The sequence below is a fragment of the Bradyrhizobium sp. MV1.5 genome, assembly GCF_055807615.1.
This window is the reverse complement of the sequence record NZ_JBVVPL010000017.1, coordinates 1-18,597: the sequence shown is the minus strand read 5'-3', so window position 1 is coordinate 18,597 and position 18,597 is coordinate 1. Positions and strand designations below refer to the sequence as shown.

Genomic DNA, 18,597 nt, shown 5'->3' with positions numbered 1-18,597 from the left:
ACACTCTGCTGCCAACCTTGCCTGAAGGTTGCGCGAGACCACGAATGTATCGGTTCGCCGGCGAGGCGTTGCAATTTTACAAGAGAGCGAGTGACGCAATCGCGCGCGTCTGCAACAGGCGGACGGCCGGTTGCATCGCCGTGCGATCGACGACGGCATGTTGCCTGGGATGCGGCGTCAGAAGATCGATGTGGGCACGTCGTGTGCCGTCAGATCCGCCGTTCATGGCGGAGACCGTGCTCCCTGGGGAGCACGGTCGTTTTCGAAGCCGCGGCTTAGCGGAACAGCGACAGGATGCTCTGGCTGTTCTGGTTGGCGATCGAGAGCGCCTGAACGCCGAGCTGCTGCTGGGTCTGGAGCGCCTGAAGGCGGGTCGATTCCGCGTTCATGTCGGCGTCGACGAGCTGGCCGACACCGCGGTCCACGGAGTCCATCAGGGTCTTGACGAACTCCGTGTTGGTCGCGAGGCGGTTCTTGACAGCACCGAGATTGGCGGCGGCCGAGGCCACCGAGTTGATGCCAGCGGTGACCTGCGCGATGTAGCCGTCGAGCGTGGTCTGGTCAGCTGCCGAGTCGGTCAGCGCGGAGATGCTCATCGTGTCGATCGACGGAGAGGTCGAACCGGCCGTGTCCAGAATGCCGCCCTGCGCCGAGGTGTAGAGCGAGTAGTTGGCGGTGGTCACCGTGATGGAGCCGATGGTGGGCGTGCCGCCGACACGCGAGTACGACGACACGAGGTTGAAGGTCGTCGGCGTGGTGGCGGTCGTGCTCAGCCAGTTGATGCCGTTGAAGGTCGCCGAGTTGGCCTTGAGCTTCATGTCCTGCTGGATCTGGGTGATGTCAGCCTGGATCTTGGTCCGGTCGATACCGGCGGTCTTGGCTTCGACCAGCAGCGCCTGGAGCTTGGTCAGGCCGGAGTCCTTGTCGCCGATGACCGAGGTCAGAGCAGTATATTCGGTGTCGACGGTCGCAGCCGACAGACCGAGCGAGTCGGAGACCGCGGAGAGCGCGGCGTTGTCGGAGCGCATCGACGTCGCGATCGACCAGTAGGCAGCGTTGTCCGAGGCGGTCGAGACGCGCATACCGGTCGAGATCCGGTTCTGCGTCGTCGCGAGCTGCGAGCTGACGTTGCGAAGGGTCTGCAGCGCGGTCATTGCAGACGAGTTGGTGAGGAGGCTAGAACCCATTTTGATGTCCCTTTGGAGATTGGATTGAGTTTGGGGACATACCGGACTTGCACCGGTACGGCAGGGCGGCGTCATGCCTTTGGGCTGCGCAAAAGCGTCAAGGCCCAACCTGTCGTAACGGGGACGATAGCCCGCGAAGCTTGTGCGAGGCTTGTGGCTCTGTGTCTTTGCCGCAACAAGGCGCGGCCGAAATGACGGCGCGCGACGTCACGCCAAAAAAAGGGCCGCGCTTCGCGAGAAGCGCGGCCCTCCGAAGATCGTTTGAGGCTTAGCGGAACAGCGAGAGAATGCTCTGGCTGCTGCTATTGGCGATCGAGAGCGCCTGGACGCCGAGCTGCTGCTGGACCTGGAGGGCCGACAGGCGGGTGGACTCCTGGTTCATGTCGGCGTCGACGAGCTGGCCGATACCGCGATCCACGGAGTCCATCAGCGACTTCACGAAGTCCGTGTTGGTCGAGAGGCGGTTCTTGACGGCACCGAGGTTGGCGGCGGCCGAGGCCACCGAGTTGATGCCAGCGGTGACCTGCGCGATGTAACCATCGAGCGTGGTCTGGTCAGCTGCCGAGTCGGTCAGCGCGGAGATGCTCATCGTGTCGATCGACGGAGAGGTCGAACCGGCCGTGTCCAGAATGCCGCCCTGCGCCGAGGTGTAGAGCGAGTAGTTGGCGGTGGTCACCGTGATGGAACCGATGGTGGGCGTGCCGCCGACACGCGAGTACGACGAGACGAGGCTGAAGGTTGTCGGCGTGGTGGCGGTCGTGCTCAGCCAGTTGATCCCGTTGAAGGTCGCCGCATTGGCTGTCGCCTTCATCTGCTGCTGGATCTGGGTGACGTCGGCCTGGATCTTGCTGCGGTCGATACCGGCGGTCTTGGCTTCGACCAGCAGGGACTGGAGCTTGGTCAGGCCGGAGTCCTTGTCGCCGATGACCGTGGTCAGAGCGGTATATTCGGTGTCGACGGTTGCGGCCGACAGACCGAGCGAGTCGGAGACCGCCGAGAGCGCGGCGTTGTCGGCGCGCATCGAGGTCGCGATCGACCAGTAGGCGGCGTTGTCCGAAGCGGTCGAGACGCGCTGGCCGGTGGAGATGCGGGTCTGCGTGGTGGAGAGCTGCGAGCTCACAGACCGCAAGGTCTGGAGTGCGGTCATGGCGGTCGAGTTCGTAAGCAGGCTTGACATTGCGAATGTCCCTTTATGTACGCGTTACATTTTCACGAGGGGACATACCGGGCTTTCACCGGTACGGAGGGGCGGCATCATGCCTTTGGACTGATGTGGGTGGGGTCCAACCCGCCGTGCCGCATTGCTAACACGCAGAAGCTTGCGCGCAGATTAAGATCGGCTTGAATTACGCAGTAAAATCAGATGGTTAACATTACCTACTGCTAACCATAGGCCGGTACTTCTCGCTAACCATAGCCATCCGGCTCGCGCTCGTTGCCGTCACGAGAACGACCGCACCAGCCCTGAGGCGAGCAGGTTCCAGCCGTCGATCAGCACGAAGAACAGCATCTTGAACGGCAGTGCGAGGATCGTTGGCGGCATCATCATCATGCCCATCGACATTGTCAGCGTCGCCACGATCATGTCGATGACGAGGAACGGCAGGATGATGAGAAATCCGATCTCGAACGAACGTCTGAGCTCGGAAATCATGAAGGCCGGAATGATGACGCGCATGTCGACGCGCTTGTCGTCGAACTTCCTGCGGAAGCTCTCCGCGGCGAGCGATTCGAAGGTCTGCAGATCCTTGTCGCGAACATGGGCCAGCATGAATTCGCGGAACGGATCGGTGATCTTCAGATAGGCCTCTTCCTCCGAGATCTCGTTCTTCATCAGCGGCTGGATGCCGGTTTCCCAGGCGCGGTCGAAGGTCGGCGCCATCACGTAGAAGGTCATGAACAGCGCAAGGCTGATCAGCACCAGATTGGCCGGCGTGGTCTGGAGGCCGAGACCGGCCCGCAGGAACGACAGCGCCACCGCAAATCGCGTGAAGCTCGTTACCATGATGAGCAGTCCCGGCGCCACCGACAGCACCGTGATCACCGCCATCAACTGGATGATCCGGCCACTGGTCGAGCCGTTGCCCGGCGGCAGCAGCGAATTGAGGTCCGGAATCTGGGCCAGTGCCACTTCGGGCAGCACGACCAGGAGCAACGCAAGCAGCAGGACTCTCAGTTTCACTGAATCACCAACGTCTCAATGATCAATTCGCGGATCTTGCCCGAGGAGCGGATATTGGCGCGTTCGGTCAGGTCGTCGCGCAGGTGCTGAAGCCCGCGCGATCCCTCGAACTGCGCCACCGTCGCCGACCGCAGATAGGTGACGATGTCCTCGCTGATATGGGCCGCCAGGATGCCGGCATCCTCGTCGCTCATGCTGTCGGTCACCATGGAGGCTTCGATGCGGGCCCAGTTGTTGGCCGGCGCGCCAAGATTGGTCACGATCGGGGACAGCTTCCTGAGCCGCGCGCTGCCGGCGTAGCTGGAGGCAAGAGGCGGCGGCGTGGCGGTTTTCTTCGCATCGGCAACGCGCTCGGCGGCCGCAAACAGATGCAGGCCGGCAAGCGCGCCCGCGCCGATCGCGACCAGGGTCAGCACCACGATGGCCGCAATCAGGCGCATGACGTCCCCTGCCCTCGTGACACGGCCCGACGGTCGCGCATCTCAGAACGGTGCCACGGCGTCATAGATCCGATGTCCCCATCCGGGCTGCTGCACGTCAGACAGATTTCCGCGACCGCCATAGGCCACGCGCGCCTCGGCGATCTTCTCGTAGGAGATCGTGTTGGTTCGCGAGATATCGCGTGGACGCACGATGCCGCCGACGTTGAGCACGCGCATTTCCGTGTTGACCTTGAATTCCTGCGAGCCGCTGATCATCATATTGCCGTTCGGCAACACGTCGGTGACGACGGCCGCGATCGACAGCTTGATATCCTCTGTGCGGTCGATCTGGCCGTTGCCCTTGATCTGGGTGTTGGTGTTGAGGTTGGCGCTCGTCGAGCCCTTGTCCTGCCATCCCGCGACGTCCATCAGCCAGTCGAGTCCGAACTTGATCTGCGAATCGCGCGAGCGGTCGGTCTTATTGTCGAGCTTGGCCTTGTCCTGCATCGAGATGATCACCGTCACGACGTCACCGGTGCGGCGGGCACGCGGATCGCGGTAGAGATCGGTGCCGTCGTCCCAGGTCGAGCGATAGCTGACGGGTGAGCGCATGCGGGGCGTCACGGGAATCGGATCGGCCTGCGTCCTCAGGCCGCTCCCGACCGGCGACAATCGCGGGCCGGTCAGGACCTCGGCCGGATCAGTGACGCATCCGGCAAGCGATAACAGCGAGAGGATGAGGATCAGATTCTTCATCTATTTGGTCTTTCCGTCATCCACGCGACGCATCCCGCCGAGCAGATCGGCGAGGTGCGCCGCGCGCCCCGTCTCCATCTCGTTGAAGATTGCGCTCGAGCTCCTCGGGCTGAGCTTTGCGAGCACGGCCGCGGCCGTCTCGTCCGCCATCCCGGCGATCTGGGTTGCGGCGGCGTCCGGCTTCATGCGCGAGTAGATCTCAACGACGCTCGCTTCGGCCTTCTTTAGGAAGTCGTCGCGCAACGCCATCCACTTCTCATATTCCGCGCGCTTGGCCTCGACCTCGGCGATCCGCTCGCGAAGCTGGATCTCGGCCTTCTCCAGCTCCTTGAGCTGCCAGGCCAACCTTGCATCGACGGCGGGGTCGGCGACATTGCTGCAGAACAGGGCGACTTCGTTGTCCGCGGTTGCAGCGGCCTGGGGCGGTACCGGCTTCGGCGGCGCCGTGACGCTGCCGGGCTTGGCCGGTCGCGGCGCGGCTGTGGGTGCCGGCGCGGGCTTCTCGGAGGCCGGCACGGCACCCGTGGTCACTGGTCCCGAATCTTCGGCTGCCCACGCCGTCGCCCGCATCGACGCATTGTCGCTCGGGATCGATGAGATCGGCTTCTGCGGGGCAGGCGTGCGGGCGCGCGCGAAGGACAGCAGGTTGAGCGGCTTCGACGGCTTGGCCTCATCCAGCGCCAGAACGGGCGAAGCGCTCGCGAGCGCGGAGGCCGCGACCAGGAGGAGGAGTTTGGCTTTATGATCCAGCTTCAACATCGGCCCGCGTGCGATTCTCGGTCGAGAGAGCATTGAGCGACCAAGCTTGCACGGCGCTTACGCGTCATTGCACGATGACATCCGCCTGGAGGGCGCCGGCCGTCTTGATCGCCTGGAGGATCGCGATGATGCCGGATGGTTTCAGGCCGATCTGGTTCAGGCCGCGCACCAAGCGCTGGAGATCGACGCCGCTCAGGATCGCCACCTGCGATCCGGCCTCGTTGGCCTCGACCACGGTCTGGGGCACGACCACCGTCTGCCCTTTCGAGAACGGCGCCGGTTGCGATACCACGGGAAGCTCGGTGACGCGGACCGTCAGATTGCCGTGCGTCACGGCAACGGTCGATATCCGTACGTCGCGTCCGATCACCACCGTACCGGTACGTTCGTTGATCACGACCCGCGCCGGCGTGTCCGGCTCGACCGTCAGCTCGCCGATTTCGGCGAGGAAGCGGACCGGGCCGATGTGGCGCGGCTTCGACAGCACGATGGTGCGGTAGTCGCGCTCGAAGGCGATCTGCGCGCGGTAGCGTCCGCCCGCGTAGCGGTTGATGGCGTCGAGAATTCGCGTAGCAGTGACGAAGTCAGGGTTCTTGAGCTCCAGCACGAGATACTCCATTTCATGGAGACTACCCTGCACCTCGCGCTCGACCAGCGCGCCATTCGGGATGCGGCCCGCGGTCGGCGTGCCCTGGCTGACGTTCTGGGCCTGGCCCCCGACGCTATAGCCGGCGACCGTGACCGCGCCTTGCGCCACCGCGTAGACCGCACCGTCCGCCGCGCGCAGCGACGTCATCACCAGGGTGCCGCCGAGCAGCGAGGTCGCATCGCCGAGCGAGGACACGGTCACGTCCATGCGCTCGCCCGCACCGATCGAAGGCTGCAGGTCCGCGGTCACCATGACGGCCGCGACGTTGCGCGTGCGCAGCGTCGTCGGACGCGGCGGATTGTTGGTGCTGGTGGTCTCGTTCCTGACATTGATGCCCATGTTCTCGAGCATCGATTGCAGGGACTGCTCCGTGAACGGCGCATTGCGGAGCGTGTCGCCGGTGCCGTTCAGGCCGATGACGAGGCCGTAGCCGACGATCTGGTTCTCGCGCAATCCCTTGATGTCCGCGATGTCCTTGATGCGGACGGCGGCCTGGGCGCTGGCGGCGGAAACGAGCAGGACGAGCGCAAGCAGGACTCTGGTCATGACCCGTCCAAGACCTTGACGGTGCCGTCCGGCTGGACGACGCCCCTGATGATCACGCCCGTATCGGTATTTCGTATCGGGATCAGCGCGCCGGGCGCACCCGACTGCATCGCTGCGCCATAGGTCACGATCGACAGGCCGCTGTCTTCGACCACGACCTTGACCATCGCGCCGCGGGCGACCGTCCAGGGATCCTCCACCGAGTTGGTCGGGATCGGCTGGCCGGGCAGCAGCGCGCGGCGCGCCATGCGGCCGACCAGGACCTGGCGTCCTTCGATGAACATGGCGACGCCGAGCACGTTCGGCGCGAAGGCGCGCTCGGTGATCATGTCGTCCCGGATCAGCTCACCGGCGCGGATCGAAACGGCCGGCACGGGAAGCCGCTTCTCCTCGGCCGCGGCGAGACGCGCCGAGACGAGAACCAGCAGCACGGCGGCCAACCCGCGCATGATCGAGCCCTTCCTGTTCAACATGGATACACCGGAACTAGCGCATGCCCTTCGAGACCGTCTGGGCCATTTCATCCGAGGCCTGGATGACCTTGGCATTCATTTCGTAGGCGCGCTGGGCAGAGATCAACTCGGTGATTTCCTTGACCGGGTCGACGTTCGAGGCTTCGAGATATTGCTGGTTGATCTTGCCGTAGCCGGAATCGCCGGGCAGCCCGACGACCGGCGTGCCCGACGCCGTGGTCTCGCGATAGAGATTGCTGCCCAGCGGTTCGAGGCCGGCCTCGTTGGCGAAATTGGCGAGGTTGAGCTGACCGATCTGCCGCGGGTTCACTTCGGTGTCCAGCTTGGCGAACATCTGTCCAGTCTGGTTGACCGTGACCTGAACTGTCCCCTGCGGCACCGTGATGGCCGGATCCAGCAAGTAGCCATCGATCGTGACGAGCTGGCCGTTGGCATTGGTATTGAACGAACCTGCGCGGGTGTATTGCACCTCGTTGTTCGGGCCTAGCACCTGAAACCAGCCGCGTCCGTTGATCGCCATGTCGTAGGGATTGCCGGTCTGGGTGAGCGCGCCCTGGATGTGCAGCTTGCGGATCGCCGCCGACTTGACGCCGAGGCCAAGATTGGCGCCTTCCGGGATCGGCGAGGAGCCGCTGGTGTTCGCAACGCCCTGCATGCGGTCCATTTGATAGAACAGATCGGTGAATTCGGCCCGCGCCCGCTTGTACGAGGTCGAGTTGATGTTGGCGATATTGTTCGCGATGACTTCGATGTTGGTCTGCTGGGCGTTCATGCCCGTGGCCGCGATGGCAAGCGATTTCACAGCGTCACTCCTTGATCAGATCGACATCCGAACGACTTCCTGGTAGGCCTGCACGACCTTGTCGCGAACTGCGACCGCCGTCTGCAAGGCCTGCTCGGCCGACATCAGAGCCTCCACAACACGCCGCGTCGATTCCTTGCCCTGCATCGCCGAGATCGAGGCCGCCTCGCCCGCCTTCAGTGTCCCGATCGCGTCCGTCGTCACTTGCTTCATGACCGATTCGAATCCGACGTCGCCGCCGGACTGGATCGCGGGTGTGGCCGCCGACGAGATGGCCTGCGTCTCGGTCGCGCGGCTTGCCGCCTGCCCGGCCGAGATCGCCGTGGATGAAATCGCTTCAAGCATTATCAGCTCCTCAGCAGGTCGATGGTCATGCCCAGCATCGACCTCACCTGTTTCACGACCTGCAGATTGGCTTCATAGGACCGGTTGACTTCCCGCATGTCCGCCATCTCGATCATCATGTTGACGTTCGGCAGCTTGACGTAGCCGGCCTTGTCGGCGGCGGGATGCCCCGGCTCGTACTCCACGCGGTATGGGGTAGTGTCGACCCCGATTTCCTTGACCTTCGCCAGCTGTGCGCCCGAGGCGCGGTCCATCGCGGCATCGAAGGTGATCGTCTTGCGTTGATAGGGATCGGCGCCGGCGACGCGCCCCGTCGACGTCGCGTTGGCGAGGTTCTCCGAGACGATGCGCATGCGCATCGACTGCGCTTCGAGCCCGGAGCTCGCGACCGTCAACGAGGATTGCAATGAGTCCAGCATGTCAGTTCACCTCAGGTCTTCGCGCTCGACAGCAGCATGCGGTGAAAAGACCGCACGATAGCCGAGTTCATCGAGTAATCGCGACTGACGTCGCTGCCCTTGATCATTTCCTGCTCGAGACTGACGGAGTTGCCGGAGTGAACCACGTCCCAGCTGTCCTTCTTCGCGGTCGCCCGCGTGTCGCTCTCGGTCGGGGAGAGCTGCAGGTGCGACGGCGACGTGGTCGCCAGTCTCACCGGCGTGTTGTCGAGCACCTTGTTGAAGGGCTCGACGTCGCGCGCCTTGAAGCCCGGCGTGTTGGCGTTGGCCACGTTGGTGGCGATCGTCGATTGGCGGAGCTCGAGGTATCGCGCCTGCGACGATGCGAGTTCGAAGAGATAGAGCGGTCCCACGGCAGCACCATTCTGGTTCAGACGGTGTAACCTTAGGGTCGCAAGCTTTCGTCAGGCTGATGGAAGGGACGCCGTCCTCGGAATTCTACTGGACCTTCTCGGACCGCGGCGTCTGCTTGGACTGCAGGAAGTAGATGATCTCGGCGACCGGCCGGAAGAACTCCGCCGGAATCACCTGGTCGACCTGAACCGCCTCGTAGAGCGCGCGCGCCAGCGCCTTGTTCTCGATCACCGGAATCCGGTTCTGCTCGGCGACTTCGCGGATCTTCAGCGCAATCACGTCCATGCCCTTCGCCACGACGATCGGCGCCGGATTTTCTTCGCGATTGTAGCGCAGCGCGATCGCGAAGTGCGTCGGGTTCGCGATCACCAGCGTCGCGCGCGATGCGGAGGCGATCATGCGCTGGCGCGAGCGGTCGCGCGCCAGCGAGCGCAGGCGCGCCTTGATCAGCGGATCGCCTTCGGCCTGCTTGTGCTCGTCCTTGATCTCCTGCCGCGTCATACGCAGCTCGCGCCGCCAGTGGAAGCGCGCCCAGGCCAGATCGACCGCGACCAGAACGATGGTCGCGATGCAGATCGCCGAGACGATTCGCATGGCGATGCTGAGAATCATCTCCGGCAGGGCGACCGGATCGGTGTACATCGCCTCGAACGCCTTCGCTTCCGACGAGCGCAGCACGAACGCGACGACGATAGTCACCGCGGCGAGCTTGAACAGCGACTTGGCGAACTCGACGAGGCCCTGCGATCCAAACAGCCGGCTCCAGCCACTGAGCGGAGAGATTCTCGAAAGGTCCGGCGTGATGCGCTGGAGCACCAGGCTGGGAGCATTTTGCAACAGCGAGGCTGCGAGCCCGAACGCCGCCAACGTGACGACCAGCGGCGTCAGGAACCGCAATCCCTGAAGACCGACCACGATGAGGAGATTCTGGGCGTCGGCCCCGGTGCTGAGAGGGAAGCCGTCGGGATCATCGAGAAAGCCCGTCAGCATCGGCGTCAATTGCTGCACGCCCTGACCGATCAGGAACGCCTGGATCACCATCAGCGCGGCCATCGAGGCGAAGATGGAAGCCTCCCGAGAGACCGGGATTTTGCCCTGTTCGAGCGCATCGCGGACTTTCTTCTCGGTCGGCTCTTCTGTCTTGCTCTCCTGATCGGTTGTTTCTGCCATGCCCGTTCAGCGGTCAGCGAAAGACCAGCTCATCCTCCTGCTCGGGGTTGAGCTCGATTTCGCCCTTTTCCGCAAGGTCGAGCGCGAGGTCCGTGATCACGCGCCGCGCCTCCAGCACGTCGCGCTGGTTCGACGGTTCGCCGATGGCGAGTTCGTGCTCGACGACCCGGCGGACGCGCGAGGCGACCGAGGACAGGATCATCTCGCGGAAGTGCTTGTCGGTGCCCTTCAGCGCGATGACGATGCGATCGGTCGGCACCTGGTCGAAGATCATGGTGCGCGCCTTCGGCGTCAGGTTGGTCACGTCGTCGAAGGTGAAGAGCAGCTCCTTCAGCACTTCGGCCGACTTCGGCCGCTTCTCCGACAGGCTCTTCAGCATGTCCTCGATATGTCCGCGCTCCATCTTGTTGATGATGTCGGCGACGCGGGCATAGGTGTCCGCGCCGAGGTTGCGGGCGAAGTTCAGCGTCAAATCCTCATGCAGCGTCTTCTCGAGGACCCTCATGGCGTCGTCGACGATCGGCTTGAGGCTGAGCACGCGCCGCATCAGCTCGTTGCGCAGGCTCGACGGCAGCTGGCTCATGACCTTGGCGGCGCAGGACGGCTTGACCTTGGACAGGATCAGCGCCGCGGTCTGAGGATGCTCCTTGGAGAGGTAGCTTGCCAGCGAGTTTTCCGACACCGACGAGACGCGGTCCCACACGGACCGGCTCGAATTGCCGAGCAGGTCCGACATGATGGCCGAGACCTGGTCGGCCGGAAGCACGTCGCCGAGCACCGCTTCCAGGCCACCGAGGGTGCCGAGAATGTTGGCGCCCATCGAGAATTGCTGGGCGAACTCCTCGACGATCGCTTCGAGTTCCTGCGCCGTGATCGGCCGCAGCTCGGCCGCGGCCTTTGTAACGGTGCGGATATCCTGCGGCTCGAACTGTGCGAGCACGCTCGCGGCCGCCTGCCGGCCCATGGCGAGCAGGAGTGCCGCGACCTTCTCCGTTCCGCCCAGCGTGGCGACGCCTCGCTGCTTGATAGGAGCCATGCCGACCTGTGCCGCCATGGTCAGGTATCACCCTGTCCCAACGGCCCGACAATTTCGGTGAGTGAGACGCCGAAGCGGGAATTGTCTTCTTCGACCACGACCACCTCGCCGCGGGCGACGACGCGCCCGTTGACGACGACGTCGACGGGTTCGCCGACCCGGTGGTCGAGCGGAACCACCGCGCCGCGGCCGAGCTTCATCAGGTTTGCCACCGGAATGGTCGCCGATCCCAGCACCACCTGCATGGTCACGGGAATGCGCAGGATGGCATCGACATTGGCGAACTTGCCGGTCTCCTCCGCGGTGCGCGCGGCGATCTCCGCCAGCCGCTCCAGCGGAGATGTCTCGGTATGCCCGTCGTCGGACGCCGATGCTGACTCATAGTCGAAGGATTGCGCCATCTGGTATCGCCTCTTGGTATTTCCGCTCACGGAGCGCCGCGACGTTCCGATCGTATTTATTCCGCCGGCTTCGACTTCAATGCTTGTTCACGTCGGCGCCGCCCGCGGTCGCCGCGGATGCGAGCCCGCTCCTCGCATCGAGCGCCGCGATCGCCTCGTGGGCCTGATCGATCTTCGTGCTCAGCACGTTGGCGAGCCGCCCGAGATTTGCGGTGGAATCATGCGCCGCGGTGATGACCGTGTCGAACGCGCCCGCCGTCTCCTGGACGATGGTCGAGAACTCGCCCTGGTAGCTGCGCAACCGCGCCAGCTCGCGATGCATCCGGGTCACCCGCATGCTGGTGAAGGCGAGCGCTATCAGCAGCACGGCATCAACGAGATAGGATATCATCGACGAACTCCCGTTTCTGATCGACGGGATCTGCCACCTGCATGGCGTAATAGCCATCAAGCTGGCCGATCTGACACCAGAACAGCACCTGGTTGTTGCTCTCGAGTCGAGCCAGCGTGCGCGGCGTGGCTTCGAGCTCGAGCACCTGTCCGACCTGGAACTTCACGACGTCGCCGAGCGAAATCATCTTCTCGTCCAGCACGGCGCTCAGCGTCACCTCGGTGCGGTGAACCTCGGTCTCCATCTGCTCGCGCCAGCGCGGATCGGCGGCGCGGCCGTCGCTGACGACGACGGTCGCGAGCTTCTGCCTGAGCGGGTTGAGCGCGGAGTGCGGAATGATGAGGAACATCTGACCGCCGCGGTAGAGCGCCTGCAGCATGATGTTCGCGCAGATCGACATGTTGCCGCTCCGCCCGATCGCCAGCGAGGCCATGGCGGTCTCGACCCGCTCCACGCGGAAGGTGACGTTGGAGGTGCCCGCGAAAGCGGATTGCAACGCCTTGGCGAACCGCTCGAATAGCGCCTGGACCAGGCGGATCTCGATGTTCGAGAAGCTGCGCTCGACGTCGAGCGGCGGTTCGGCGCCGTCGGAGCCGAACATCGCCTCGACCATCGTGAACACGAAGTCGCGGTCGAGCATGATGATGATGCGGGAGTCCCACTGCTCGGCATAGAGCACGGCCGCAACCGCGTTGGCCTCGTAGTCCTTGATGATGTCACCGACACGGTCGTTGGTAATGCCGTTGACCGAGAAGTAGCATGGCGTTCCAGCCATCGGCTGCAGGCTGTCCGTGCACGATGCCGCCATGCGATCGAAGATCACATTGAGCATCGGCATGCGCTCGATCGAGATGCCGGCGGCGTCCAGCAGATAGTTCGGCAGCGGCTTGCGCTGATCGACGTCGAGGGCTTCCATCATGATGCGCGCGCAGCCTTCGGTTCAACCTCGGTCACGACCGCCTTGGGGCCCGCGATCGTCTCGTTCTCGACGACGTCGATCGAGGGCCGCTCGGGGCTCGCGATCATCTTGCGGCCGTGCTCGACGGCGATCTGCGGCATGGCGCCGTTCATGAACGCCAGCAGCGTCTGCTTGACGATGATGTAGGGCCGGCAACGCTTCTCGCGCGTCATCTTCACCTTCATCGCGAAGGGCGAAATGATGCCGTAGGACAGGAAAATGCCGGCGAAAGTGCCGACGAGGGCGGCGCCGATGAAGCCGCCCAGCAGCTTCGGCGACTGGTCAAGCGCGCCCATGGCCTTGATGACGCCGAGCACCGCGGCGACGATGCCGAGCGCAGGCAGAGCTTCCGAGACCACCACCAGCGCGTGGTAGGGCGCCAGCTTGCTCTTCACGATGGTGTGGATCTCCTCGTCCATCAGCGCTTCGATCTCGTGCGTTCGTGCGTTACCCATGATGATGAGGCGGACGTAGTCGCAGATGAACTGCAGCAGCGACGGATCTCCGAGCACGCTCGGGAACGCCTTGAAGATCTCGGAGGACGCGGGATCGTCGATATGCGCCTCGACCTCGTTGCGGCCCTTGCCCCGCAGCTCCCGCATCAGCGCGTGCAGCGCGCCGAGCAGATCGAGATAGTAGCGCTGACCGGGCACCGCTCCCGTCACTGCCTGCACGCAGGCAAGCCCGGTATCCGCGACCGTCTTCCAGGGATTGGCCATGATGAAGGTGCCGGCCGCGGTGCCCATGATGATCACGAACTCCCATGGCTGCATGAGCACGCCCAGATGCCCGCCCATGGCGGCGAATCCGCCCAGCAGTGCCGCTACCGTGATGACGATCCCCACGAAACTGCCCAACGCGCCGCTCCATCACCGATCCCATCGGGAATATCTAGTCGGCGAGCCTTGCGCGAGGCTGGCTTCCCCCTCGCCAGCCTCGCGCAAGCAATTCACGGCAGCTTGGGACGACGTCGCGAGAGCGGCCAGAGGGGCGCGGGTCATGCTATCCACCATCGCGGACTACACCAGACTGACCAAGGACATGGGCAAGTCGCTGACACAGGTCGCGACGCAGCCGGACGTCAGCCGCGACACCGATTATTTCCTCAGCCACATCGGCAACGTGAAGACCATCGACGACTTCCTGAAGGACTATCGCCTCTATTCCTACGCGATGAAGGCATATGGCCTCAGCGACATGGCCTATGCCAAGGCGTTCATGCGCAAGGTGCTGACCGAGGGTATCGCCGACAACAAGACCTTCGCCAACAAGCTGACCGACACCCGCTACCGGCAATTCGCCGCCGCGTTCAATTTCGCCGCTCTCGGCGACAAGGCGACCCAAACCGCCGCGGCCACGACCGGCACGGCGACCCAATACGTCACGCAGACGATGGAGGAGAAGGCCGGCGACCAGAACGAGGGCCTGCGGCTGGCGCTCTATTTCACGCGCAAGGCCTCCACGATCACCAATTCCTACCAGATCCTCGCGGACAAGGCGATGACGCAAGTGGTCCAGACGGCGCTCGGCCTGCCGTCGACGATCAGTTCGGCTGATATCGATGCCCAAGCCAAGATGATCACGAGCAAGATCAAGCTCACCGATTTCCAGGATCCGGCCAAGGTCACCAAATTCGTGCAGCGCTTCGCGGCGATGTGGGATGCGACCCAGGCCCAGAGCGACGCCTCGACCAACCCGGCGCTGGTCCTGATCGGCGGCGCCGCACCGTCGATCGGCATGGACACCAACGTGCTCACGACACTTCAGAACATCAAGTTTAACAGGTAAGTCATGCAATCGGCCCTCTATGTAGGATTGTCGGCGCAGGTCGCCCTCGAAAAACGCCTCCAGACGATCGCCAACAACGTCGCCAACGTCAACACGGCGGCGTTCCGCACCGACGTGGTGAAGTTCGAGACGGTGCTGTCCAAGGCGGGCGCGAACCCGGTCGCTTTCTCCTCGCCCGGCGACAACATCATCTCGCGCGAGATGGGCAGCATCACCGAGAGCGGCAACCCACTCGACGTCGCCGTGGTCGGACAGGGCTGGATCGCATTCGCCGGTCCGAACGGAACGGTCTATACGCGCGACGGCCGTCTCCAGATCGCCGCCAACGGCGACCTCCAGACCGTGTCCGGCTTCCCCGTCATCGATTCCGGCGGCGCGCAGATCACGCTCGATCCGAACGGCGGACCGGTCTCGATCGCGCGCAGCGGCGCGATCACCCAGGACAACAACGAGATCGGCACCATCGGCCTGTTCAACATTCCCGCCGACGCCAGTCTCGACCGCTACGGCAATTCGGGCGTCACGCCCAACCGGCCTGCGACCGCCATCGCCGACTTCTCCCGCGACGGCTTCAAGCAGGGCTATGTCGAGGGCTCGGGCGCCAATCCGATGATGGAATTGACGAAGCTGATCGCGGCCTCGCGCGCCTTCGACGGCACCAATTCGATGATCGAGGGCACCGAGAGCTCGCTCCAGAACGCAATCCGGACGCTGGGCGAACCCGGCAAATAGACTGCGCCCCGCGCGCAATGAGGTTGGACGGTTTCCTTGAACGCTCTTCGGCAACTTGAGTGGGCGCTGCTGGAGCTTCAGCAGAGCACTCCCCTGGCAAGCGTCAGCGGCGCGATCTCCGAGATCGCGTCGACGCATTTCCGCGTCTCCGGCCTGTCGCGCTTCGTCAGGCTCGGCGAACTGATCGGCGTCAACTCCGGCGGCAGGCCCCAGATCGGCGAGGTGGTGCGGATCGACAGCGAGGGCATCATCGCCAAGCCGTTCGACCGGCAGTTCGCTGGCGGCCTCGGCTCGGTCGCCTACCGGATGCCCCCCCTGTCCTTCGCGCCCGATCCAAGCTGGAAGGGTCGCGTCATCAACGCGCTCGGGGCGCCGCTGGACGGACAGGGCCCTCTCACCCCCGGATCGCGTCCGGTCTCGGCCGAGGCGGAGGCGCCTTCGGCCATGAAACGCGCGCGGGTCCACAAGCCGCTGCGCACCGGCGTACGCGTCATCGACCTGTTCGCCCCGATCTGTGCCGGCCAGCGCGTCGGCATCTTTGCCGGCTCCGGTGTCGGTAAATCGACACTGCTTGCGATGCTCGCCCGCAGTCAGGGTTTTGACACGGTCGTGCTGGCCCTGGTGGGCGAGCGCGGCCGCGAGGTGCGCGAGTTCATCGAGGACGTGCTGGGCGCCGATCGTCACCGCGCTGTCACGATCGTGTCGACGGGAGACGAGAGCCCGATGATGCGGCGACTGGCGCCGAAGACGGCCATGGCGGTCGCCGAATATTTCCGAGACCGGGGCGAATCGGTCCTGCTCATGGTCGATTCGATCACCCGCTTCGCCCACGCCGCCCGTGAAGTGGCGCTCGCCGCCGGTGAGCCCGCGGTCGCGCGCGGCTACGCACCCACCGTCTTCACCGATCTGCCGCGCCTTCTGGAGCGCGCCGGACCCGGCGAGGAGGGGTCCGGGACGATCACCGGGATTTTCTCCGTGCTGGTGGACGGCGACGATCACAACGAGCCGATCGCCGATACCATCCGCAGCACACTCGATGGACACATCGTGCTCTCCAGGCACATCGCCGACCAGGCGCGTTACCCGGCGGTGGACGTTCTGGGTTCGGTCTCGCGCCTCGCCCATAATGTCTGGGACCCCGAAGAGCGCGAATTGGTGAGCAAGCTGCGCGCCATGATCGCCAAATACGAGGACACGCGCGACCTTCGCCTGATGGGTGGATACCAGGCGGGACGTGATTCGGGTCTGGACCAGGCGGTCGACATGGTCCCGAGGATCTACGGCGCGATGCGGCAGGACGCCTCGGCTCCGCCAAGCGCCGATCCGTTCCGCGAGTTGCGGGACATGCTCAAGGGCGACTAGCAAGTCTCAGCATGAGTCGGGGCGCGAGGCGCCCCGCGATCACTCGCTCCTTGTTTTCGACAGGCGATTGCGCATGCCGCCACGCTTCCAGCGCATGCGCATACGCGCCCTTCTCCGGTTTCCACCGTGATCGCCTCCACCGTTCGGGTGAGGAAAATTGCGCAGCCGCGCCGAATGCGACTGAACCGGCGATCCCCCGATAGGGGCTGGACAACCGCCGCGTGCAATTCCTGTGAGTTCCCTCGGACAATCCTTGGCAGAACGCACAAGTTGTGGATGACATGCCGACGCACATCGTCGTCATGCACAAGCTTCGATCAACTTGCATCAACGACGGCCAACAACGTGCCGTGCAATGAAACTGTCGCATAGTCGCGTGCATGTTGCTGGTGGGACAGCGTATTGCGTTCACCATCATGTGTCCCCGAAGCGCGAGATTGTCTTGAACGTTACATTCGCCTGCGACGACATCCAGTCTCCGAGAGGGTCTCTACTTGATTTTGTTGAGAAGCTCATTCATCGTTTCGTCGAAGATAAGAAACGTCTGCGTATGACTTGAACCCTTGGGGGCTTCGGTTGAACTACTCCGATCCATCGTCTGCTGGCGACGGCTATTCGGGCTCCCGTACGACGACGCCGCGAATGGCATATCAACAGCAACATCACCTCCCGCGCCATAGCTTGCAGTGCTCATCAGTCCAGGTCGGGCGCCGGGCAGGCCGTGCCTTCACGCCAGAGAAGAGCACGGTGCATATGTCGGGCGTTGCGGTCAGTACGGCTTCTCGCAAACGGCTGGTACGCAACGACGGAAGGCGGCTCCGGGGCGCCGCAAACGTGATTCCCGGGGCAAGGTAGGAATTCATGCCATTGGCAAGAGAAGCCGTCGAGCTGCTGGTTCAGGCGGCGAGGGCTTGGTATTTCGAAGGCAATCAGCATGGGTTGCGCGACCGGGAATGGATGGCGCTGCGCTTTCTCGGCCGTGCCAACAGGTTTTCACGCACGCCGTCCGCGCTCGCCGGCTTCATCGGCGCCACCAGGGCGACCGCATCGCAGATCGTGAAGACGCTGGAGAGCAAGTCTTTCCTGGTGCGAAAGCCGTCGCACGAGGACAAGCGTTCTGTCGTGCTGCACGTCACGGCGCAGGGCGAAAAGTGCCTGAACCAGCACGATCCGATCAATCACGTGCTGAACGCGGTCACGGCGCTCGGACCAGACGAGTGCGTCAGGCTGCGCGATTCGCTGCGCGAGATCCTCAATCACCTCGACGCGGCACATCAGCGGCTCGATGCCAGCATCTGCCGAGACTGCATGTTTCTCGCCGAACGCGGGCCGGGTACCGGCAAGGGACGCGCAACGGCCGAATTCATGTGCCGGCTGTATCGCGCCCCGGTTTCGCTCGAGGAGACCGAACTGCTCTGCACCAGTTTCGAGCGCACCCGCGACCGTCCCAAGATCGAGGAGCATCTCGACCGCGCGCGCGTGGCGAACCAGAGGTGAGGCACGCGTAGATTCCGCAGGTTGCGCTGAACTTGCGGACAATTTCGTCTCTCGTGTCCCGGACAAGCTGCAGCGCGAAGCGTTGCAGCGCAGAGCCGGGATCCAGATGACGACACGGTCCAATGTCGCGACATGGGCCCCGGCTCTGCAGCGCACCGCAAGGGCGCTGCGCTGCGTCCGGGGCACGAGAGTGAAATCCATCGTCGCATTCGTATCTAACTTGCACATACAGCTTCTCATCCTCGCGGCGCGTTTCGCCCGAGCTTTGCCTGGTCATTCCACCCTCTTGTCCAAGAGGGCGCAGGGAAGGCCGGGTGCTGACCTCGCAC

The 18,597-nt window shown here is 64.0% G+C and carries 22 protein-coding genes; 4 read left to right on the top strand and 18 right to left on the bottom strand.

Annotation, left to right across the window (positions count from 1 at the left end; translation table 11 throughout):
• Window positions 1-275: 275 nt before the first annotated feature.
• From AC0L2J_RS17750 to motA, 18 genes are all read right to left on the bottom strand, one after another.
• On the bottom strand, window positions 276-1,187 hold the full coding sequence (locus tag AC0L2J_RS17750; protein ID WP_007613947.1) for a flagellin N-terminal helical domain-containing protein: 912 nt from the start codon (window positions 1,185-1,187) through the stop codon (window positions 276-278).
• Between the two features lie 268 nt (window positions 1,188-1,455).
• Entirely contained in the window at window positions 1,456-2,364 is a 909-nt protein-coding gene (locus AC0L2J_RS17745) for a flagellin N-terminal helical domain-containing protein (protein WP_007613948.1), read from the bottom strand.
• Window positions 2,365-2,628: 264 nt separating this feature from the next.
• The gene (fliP, locus tag AC0L2J_RS17740) at window positions 2,629-3,369 is read right to left on the bottom strand and encodes a flagellar type III secretion system pore protein FliP (protein WP_007595877.1); all 741 of its coding nucleotides are present in this window, start codon (window positions 3,367-3,369) and stop codon (window positions 2,629-2,631) included.
• Window positions 3,366-3,809 carry a flagellar basal body-associated FliL family protein gene (locus tag AC0L2J_RS17735; protein WP_007613949.1) on the bottom strand — a complete coding sequence of 148 codons (444 nt, stop codon included), beginning with the start codon at window positions 3,807-3,809 and terminating at the stop codon, window positions 3,366-3,368. The genes fliP and AC0L2J_RS17735 overlap by 4 nt, the downstream gene beginning before the upstream one ends.
• A 42-nt stretch (window positions 3,810-3,851) precedes the next feature.
• Window positions 3,852-4,547, bottom strand: a complete 696-nt coding sequence (flgH, locus tag AC0L2J_RS17730; RefSeq protein WP_007613950.1) for a flagellar basal body L-ring protein FlgH — start codon at window positions 4,545-4,547, stop codon at window positions 3,852-3,854.
• On the bottom strand, window positions 4,548-5,306 hold the full coding sequence (locus AC0L2J_RS17725) for a MotE family protein (RefSeq protein WP_007613951.1): 759 nt from the start codon (window positions 5,304-5,306) through the stop codon (window positions 4,548-4,550).
• 64 nt (window positions 5,307-5,370) lie between these two features.
• Window positions 5,371-6,501 carry a flagellar basal body P-ring protein FlgI gene (flgI, locus tag AC0L2J_RS17720; protein ID WP_007595884.1) on the bottom strand — a complete coding sequence of 377 codons (1,131 nt, stop codon included), beginning with the start codon at window positions 6,499-6,501 and terminating at the stop codon, window positions 5,371-5,373.
• A complete protein-coding gene (gene flgA / locus AC0L2J_RS17715) occupies window positions 6,498-6,974 on the bottom strand; it encodes a flagellar basal body P-ring formation chaperone FlgA (RefSeq protein ID WP_473392529.1) in 477 nt (158 codons plus the stop codon). The genes flgI and flgA overlap by 4 nt, the downstream gene beginning before the upstream one ends.
• A 13-nt stretch (window positions 6,975-6,987) precedes the next feature.
• On the bottom strand, window positions 6,988-7,776 hold the full coding sequence (gene flgG / locus AC0L2J_RS17710) for a flagellar basal-body rod protein FlgG (RefSeq protein ID WP_007613959.1): 789 nt from the start codon (window positions 7,774-7,776) through the stop codon (window positions 6,988-6,990).
• 15 nt (window positions 7,777-7,791) lie between these two features.
• Window positions 7,792-8,121, bottom strand: coding sequence for a flagellar hook-basal body complex protein FliE (fliE, locus tag AC0L2J_RS17705; RefSeq protein ID WP_007613960.1), 330 nt, complete (start codon window positions 8,119-8,121; stop codon window positions 7,792-7,794).
• A gap of 2 nt (window positions 8,122-8,123) precedes the next feature.
• Entirely contained in the window at window positions 8,124-8,540 is a 417-nt protein-coding gene (gene flgC / locus AC0L2J_RS17700; RefSeq protein WP_473392524.1) for a flagellar basal body rod protein FlgC, read from the bottom strand.
• An 11-nt stretch (window positions 8,541-8,551) separates the two neighbouring features.
• On the bottom strand, window positions 8,552-8,932 hold the full coding sequence (gene flgB / locus AC0L2J_RS17695) for a flagellar basal body rod protein FlgB (RefSeq protein ID WP_007613964.1): 381 nt from the start codon (window positions 8,930-8,932) through the stop codon (window positions 8,552-8,554).
• An 85-nt stretch (window positions 8,933-9,017) separates the two neighbouring features.
• Window positions 9,018-10,103 carry a flagellar biosynthesis protein FlhB gene (flhB, locus tag AC0L2J_RS17690; RefSeq protein ID WP_007613967.1) on the bottom strand — a complete coding sequence of 362 codons (1,086 nt, stop codon included), beginning with the start codon at window positions 10,101-10,103 and terminating at the stop codon, window positions 9,018-9,020.
• Between the two features lie 13 nt (window positions 10,104-10,116).
• Window positions 10,117-11,157, bottom strand: coding sequence for a flagellar motor switch protein FliG (locus AC0L2J_RS17685; RefSeq protein ID WP_027570476.1), 1,041 nt, complete (start codon window positions 11,155-11,157; stop codon window positions 10,117-10,119).
• A 2-nt stretch (window positions 11,158-11,159) separates the two neighbouring features.
• The gene (gene fliN / locus AC0L2J_RS17680) at window positions 11,160-11,540 is read right to left on the bottom strand and encodes a flagellar motor switch protein FliN (protein ID WP_007613969.1); all 381 of its coding nucleotides are present in this window, start codon (window positions 11,538-11,540) and stop codon (window positions 11,160-11,162) included.
• A 76-nt stretch (window positions 11,541-11,616) separates the two neighbouring features.
• Window positions 11,617-11,931 (bottom strand): hypothetical protein, encoded by a 315-nt coding sequence (locus tag AC0L2J_RS17675; RefSeq protein WP_018453958.1) that lies wholly within the window; start codon window positions 11,929-11,931, stop codon window positions 11,617-11,619.
• Window positions 11,912-12,850: a flagellar motor switch protein FliM gene (locus tag AC0L2J_RS17670; RefSeq protein ID WP_007613971.1), complete on the bottom strand. Its 939-nt coding sequence runs from the start codon at window positions 12,848-12,850 to the stop codon at window positions 11,912-11,914. Before AC0L2J_RS17670 ends, AC0L2J_RS17675 begins: the two co-directional genes overlap by 20 nt.
• Window positions 12,847-13,746 carry a flagellar motor stator protein MotA gene (gene motA / locus AC0L2J_RS17665; protein WP_007613972.1) on the bottom strand — a complete coding sequence of 300 codons (900 nt, stop codon included), beginning with the start codon at window positions 13,744-13,746 and terminating at the stop codon, window positions 12,847-12,849. Before motA ends, AC0L2J_RS17670 begins: the two co-directional genes overlap by 4 nt.
• 142 nt (window positions 13,747-13,888) lie before the next feature.
• On the opposite strand from motA, the gene AC0L2J_RS17660 reads away from it, so the two are divergent.
• From AC0L2J_RS17660 to AC0L2J_RS17645, 4 genes are all read left to right on the top strand, one after another.
• Window positions 13,889-14,677 carry a DUF1217 domain-containing protein gene (locus AC0L2J_RS17660; protein WP_473392522.1) on the top strand — a complete coding sequence of 263 codons (789 nt, stop codon included), beginning with the start codon at window positions 13,889-13,891 and terminating at the stop codon, window positions 14,675-14,677.
• 3 nt (window positions 14,678-14,680) lie between these two features.
• Entirely contained in the window at window positions 14,681-15,409 is a 729-nt protein-coding gene (gene flgF, locus AC0L2J_RS17655) for a flagellar basal-body rod protein FlgF (RefSeq protein ID WP_106945759.1), read from the top strand.
• A gap of 36 nt (window positions 15,410-15,445) precedes the next feature.
• A complete protein-coding gene (gene fliI / locus AC0L2J_RS17650; RefSeq protein WP_063995053.1) occupies window positions 15,446-16,771 on the top strand; it encodes a flagellar protein export ATPase FliI in 1,326 nt (441 codons plus the stop codon).
• An 861-nt stretch (window positions 16,772-17,632) separates the two neighbouring features.
• On the top strand, window positions 17,633-18,268 hold the full coding sequence (locus AC0L2J_RS17645) for a MarR family winged helix-turn-helix transcriptional regulator (protein ID WP_007613976.1): 636 nt from the start codon (window positions 17,633-17,635) through the stop codon (window positions 18,266-18,268).
• The last annotated feature ends 329 nt before the right edge of the window (window positions 18,269-18,597 follow it).

Coding starts and splice junctions, on each gene's coding strand:
- AC0L2J_RS17750 (WP_007613947.1), bottom strand. CDS start 1,187: ATGGGTTCTAGCCTCCTCACCAACTCGTCTGCAATGACCGCGCTGCAG.
- AC0L2J_RS17745 (WP_007613948.1), bottom strand. CDS start 2,364: ATGTCAAGCCTGCTTACGAACTCGACCGCCATGACCGCACTCCAGACC.
- AC0L2J_RS17735 (WP_007613949.1), bottom strand. CDS start 3,809: ATGCGCCTGATTGCGGCCATCGTGGTGCTGACCCTGGTCGCGATCGGC.
- flgH (WP_007613950.1), bottom strand. CDS start 4,547: ATGAAGAATCTGATCCTCATCCTCTCGCTGTTATCGCTTGCCGGATGC.
- AC0L2J_RS17725 (WP_007613951.1), bottom strand. CDS start 5,306: ATGTTGAAGCTGGATCATAAAGCCAAACTCCTCCTCCTGGTCGCGGCC.
- flgI (WP_007595884.1), bottom strand. CDS start 6,501: ATGACCAGAGTCCTGCTTGCGCTCGTCCTGCTCGTTTCCGCCGCCAGC.
- flgA (WP_473392529.1), bottom strand. CDS start 6,974: ATGTTGAACAGGAAGGGCTCGATCATGCGCGGGTTGGCCGCCGTGCTG.
- fliE (WP_007613960.1), bottom strand. CDS start 8,121: ATGCTTGAAGCGATTTCATCCACGGCGATCTCGGCCGGGCAGGCGGCA.
- flgC (WP_473392524.1), bottom strand. CDS start 8,540: ATGCTGGACTCATTGCAATCCTCGTTGACGGTCGCGAGCTCCGGGCTC.
- flhB (WP_007613967.1), bottom strand. CDS start 10,103: ATGGCAGAAACAACCGATCAGGAGAGCAAGACAGAAGAGCCGACCGAG.
- AC0L2J_RS17685 (WP_027570476.1), bottom strand. CDS start 11,157: ATGGCGGCACAGGTCGGCATGGCTCCTATCAAGCAGCGAGGCGTCGCC.
- fliN (WP_007613969.1), bottom strand. CDS start 11,540: ATGGCGCAATCCTTCGACTATGAGTCAGCATCGGCGTCCGACGACGGG.
- AC0L2J_RS17675 (WP_018453958.1), bottom strand. CDS start 11,931: ATGATATCCTATCTCGTTGATGCCGTGCTGCTGATAGCGCTCGCCTTC.
- AC0L2J_RS17670 (WP_007613971.1), bottom strand. CDS start 12,850: ATGATGGAAGCCCTCGACGTCGATCAGCGCAAGCCGCTGCCGAACTAT.
- AC0L2J_RS17660 (WP_473392522.1), top strand. CDS start 13,889: ATGCTATCCACCATCGCGGACTACACCAGACTGACCAAGGACATGGGC.
- flgF (WP_106945759.1), top strand. CDS start 14,681: ATGCAATCGGCCCTCTATGTAGGATTGTCGGCGCAGGTCGCCCTCGAA.
- AC0L2J_RS17645 (WP_007613976.1), top strand. CDS start 17,633: ATGCCATTGGCAAGAGAAGCCGTCGAGCTGCTGGTTCAGGCGGCGAGG.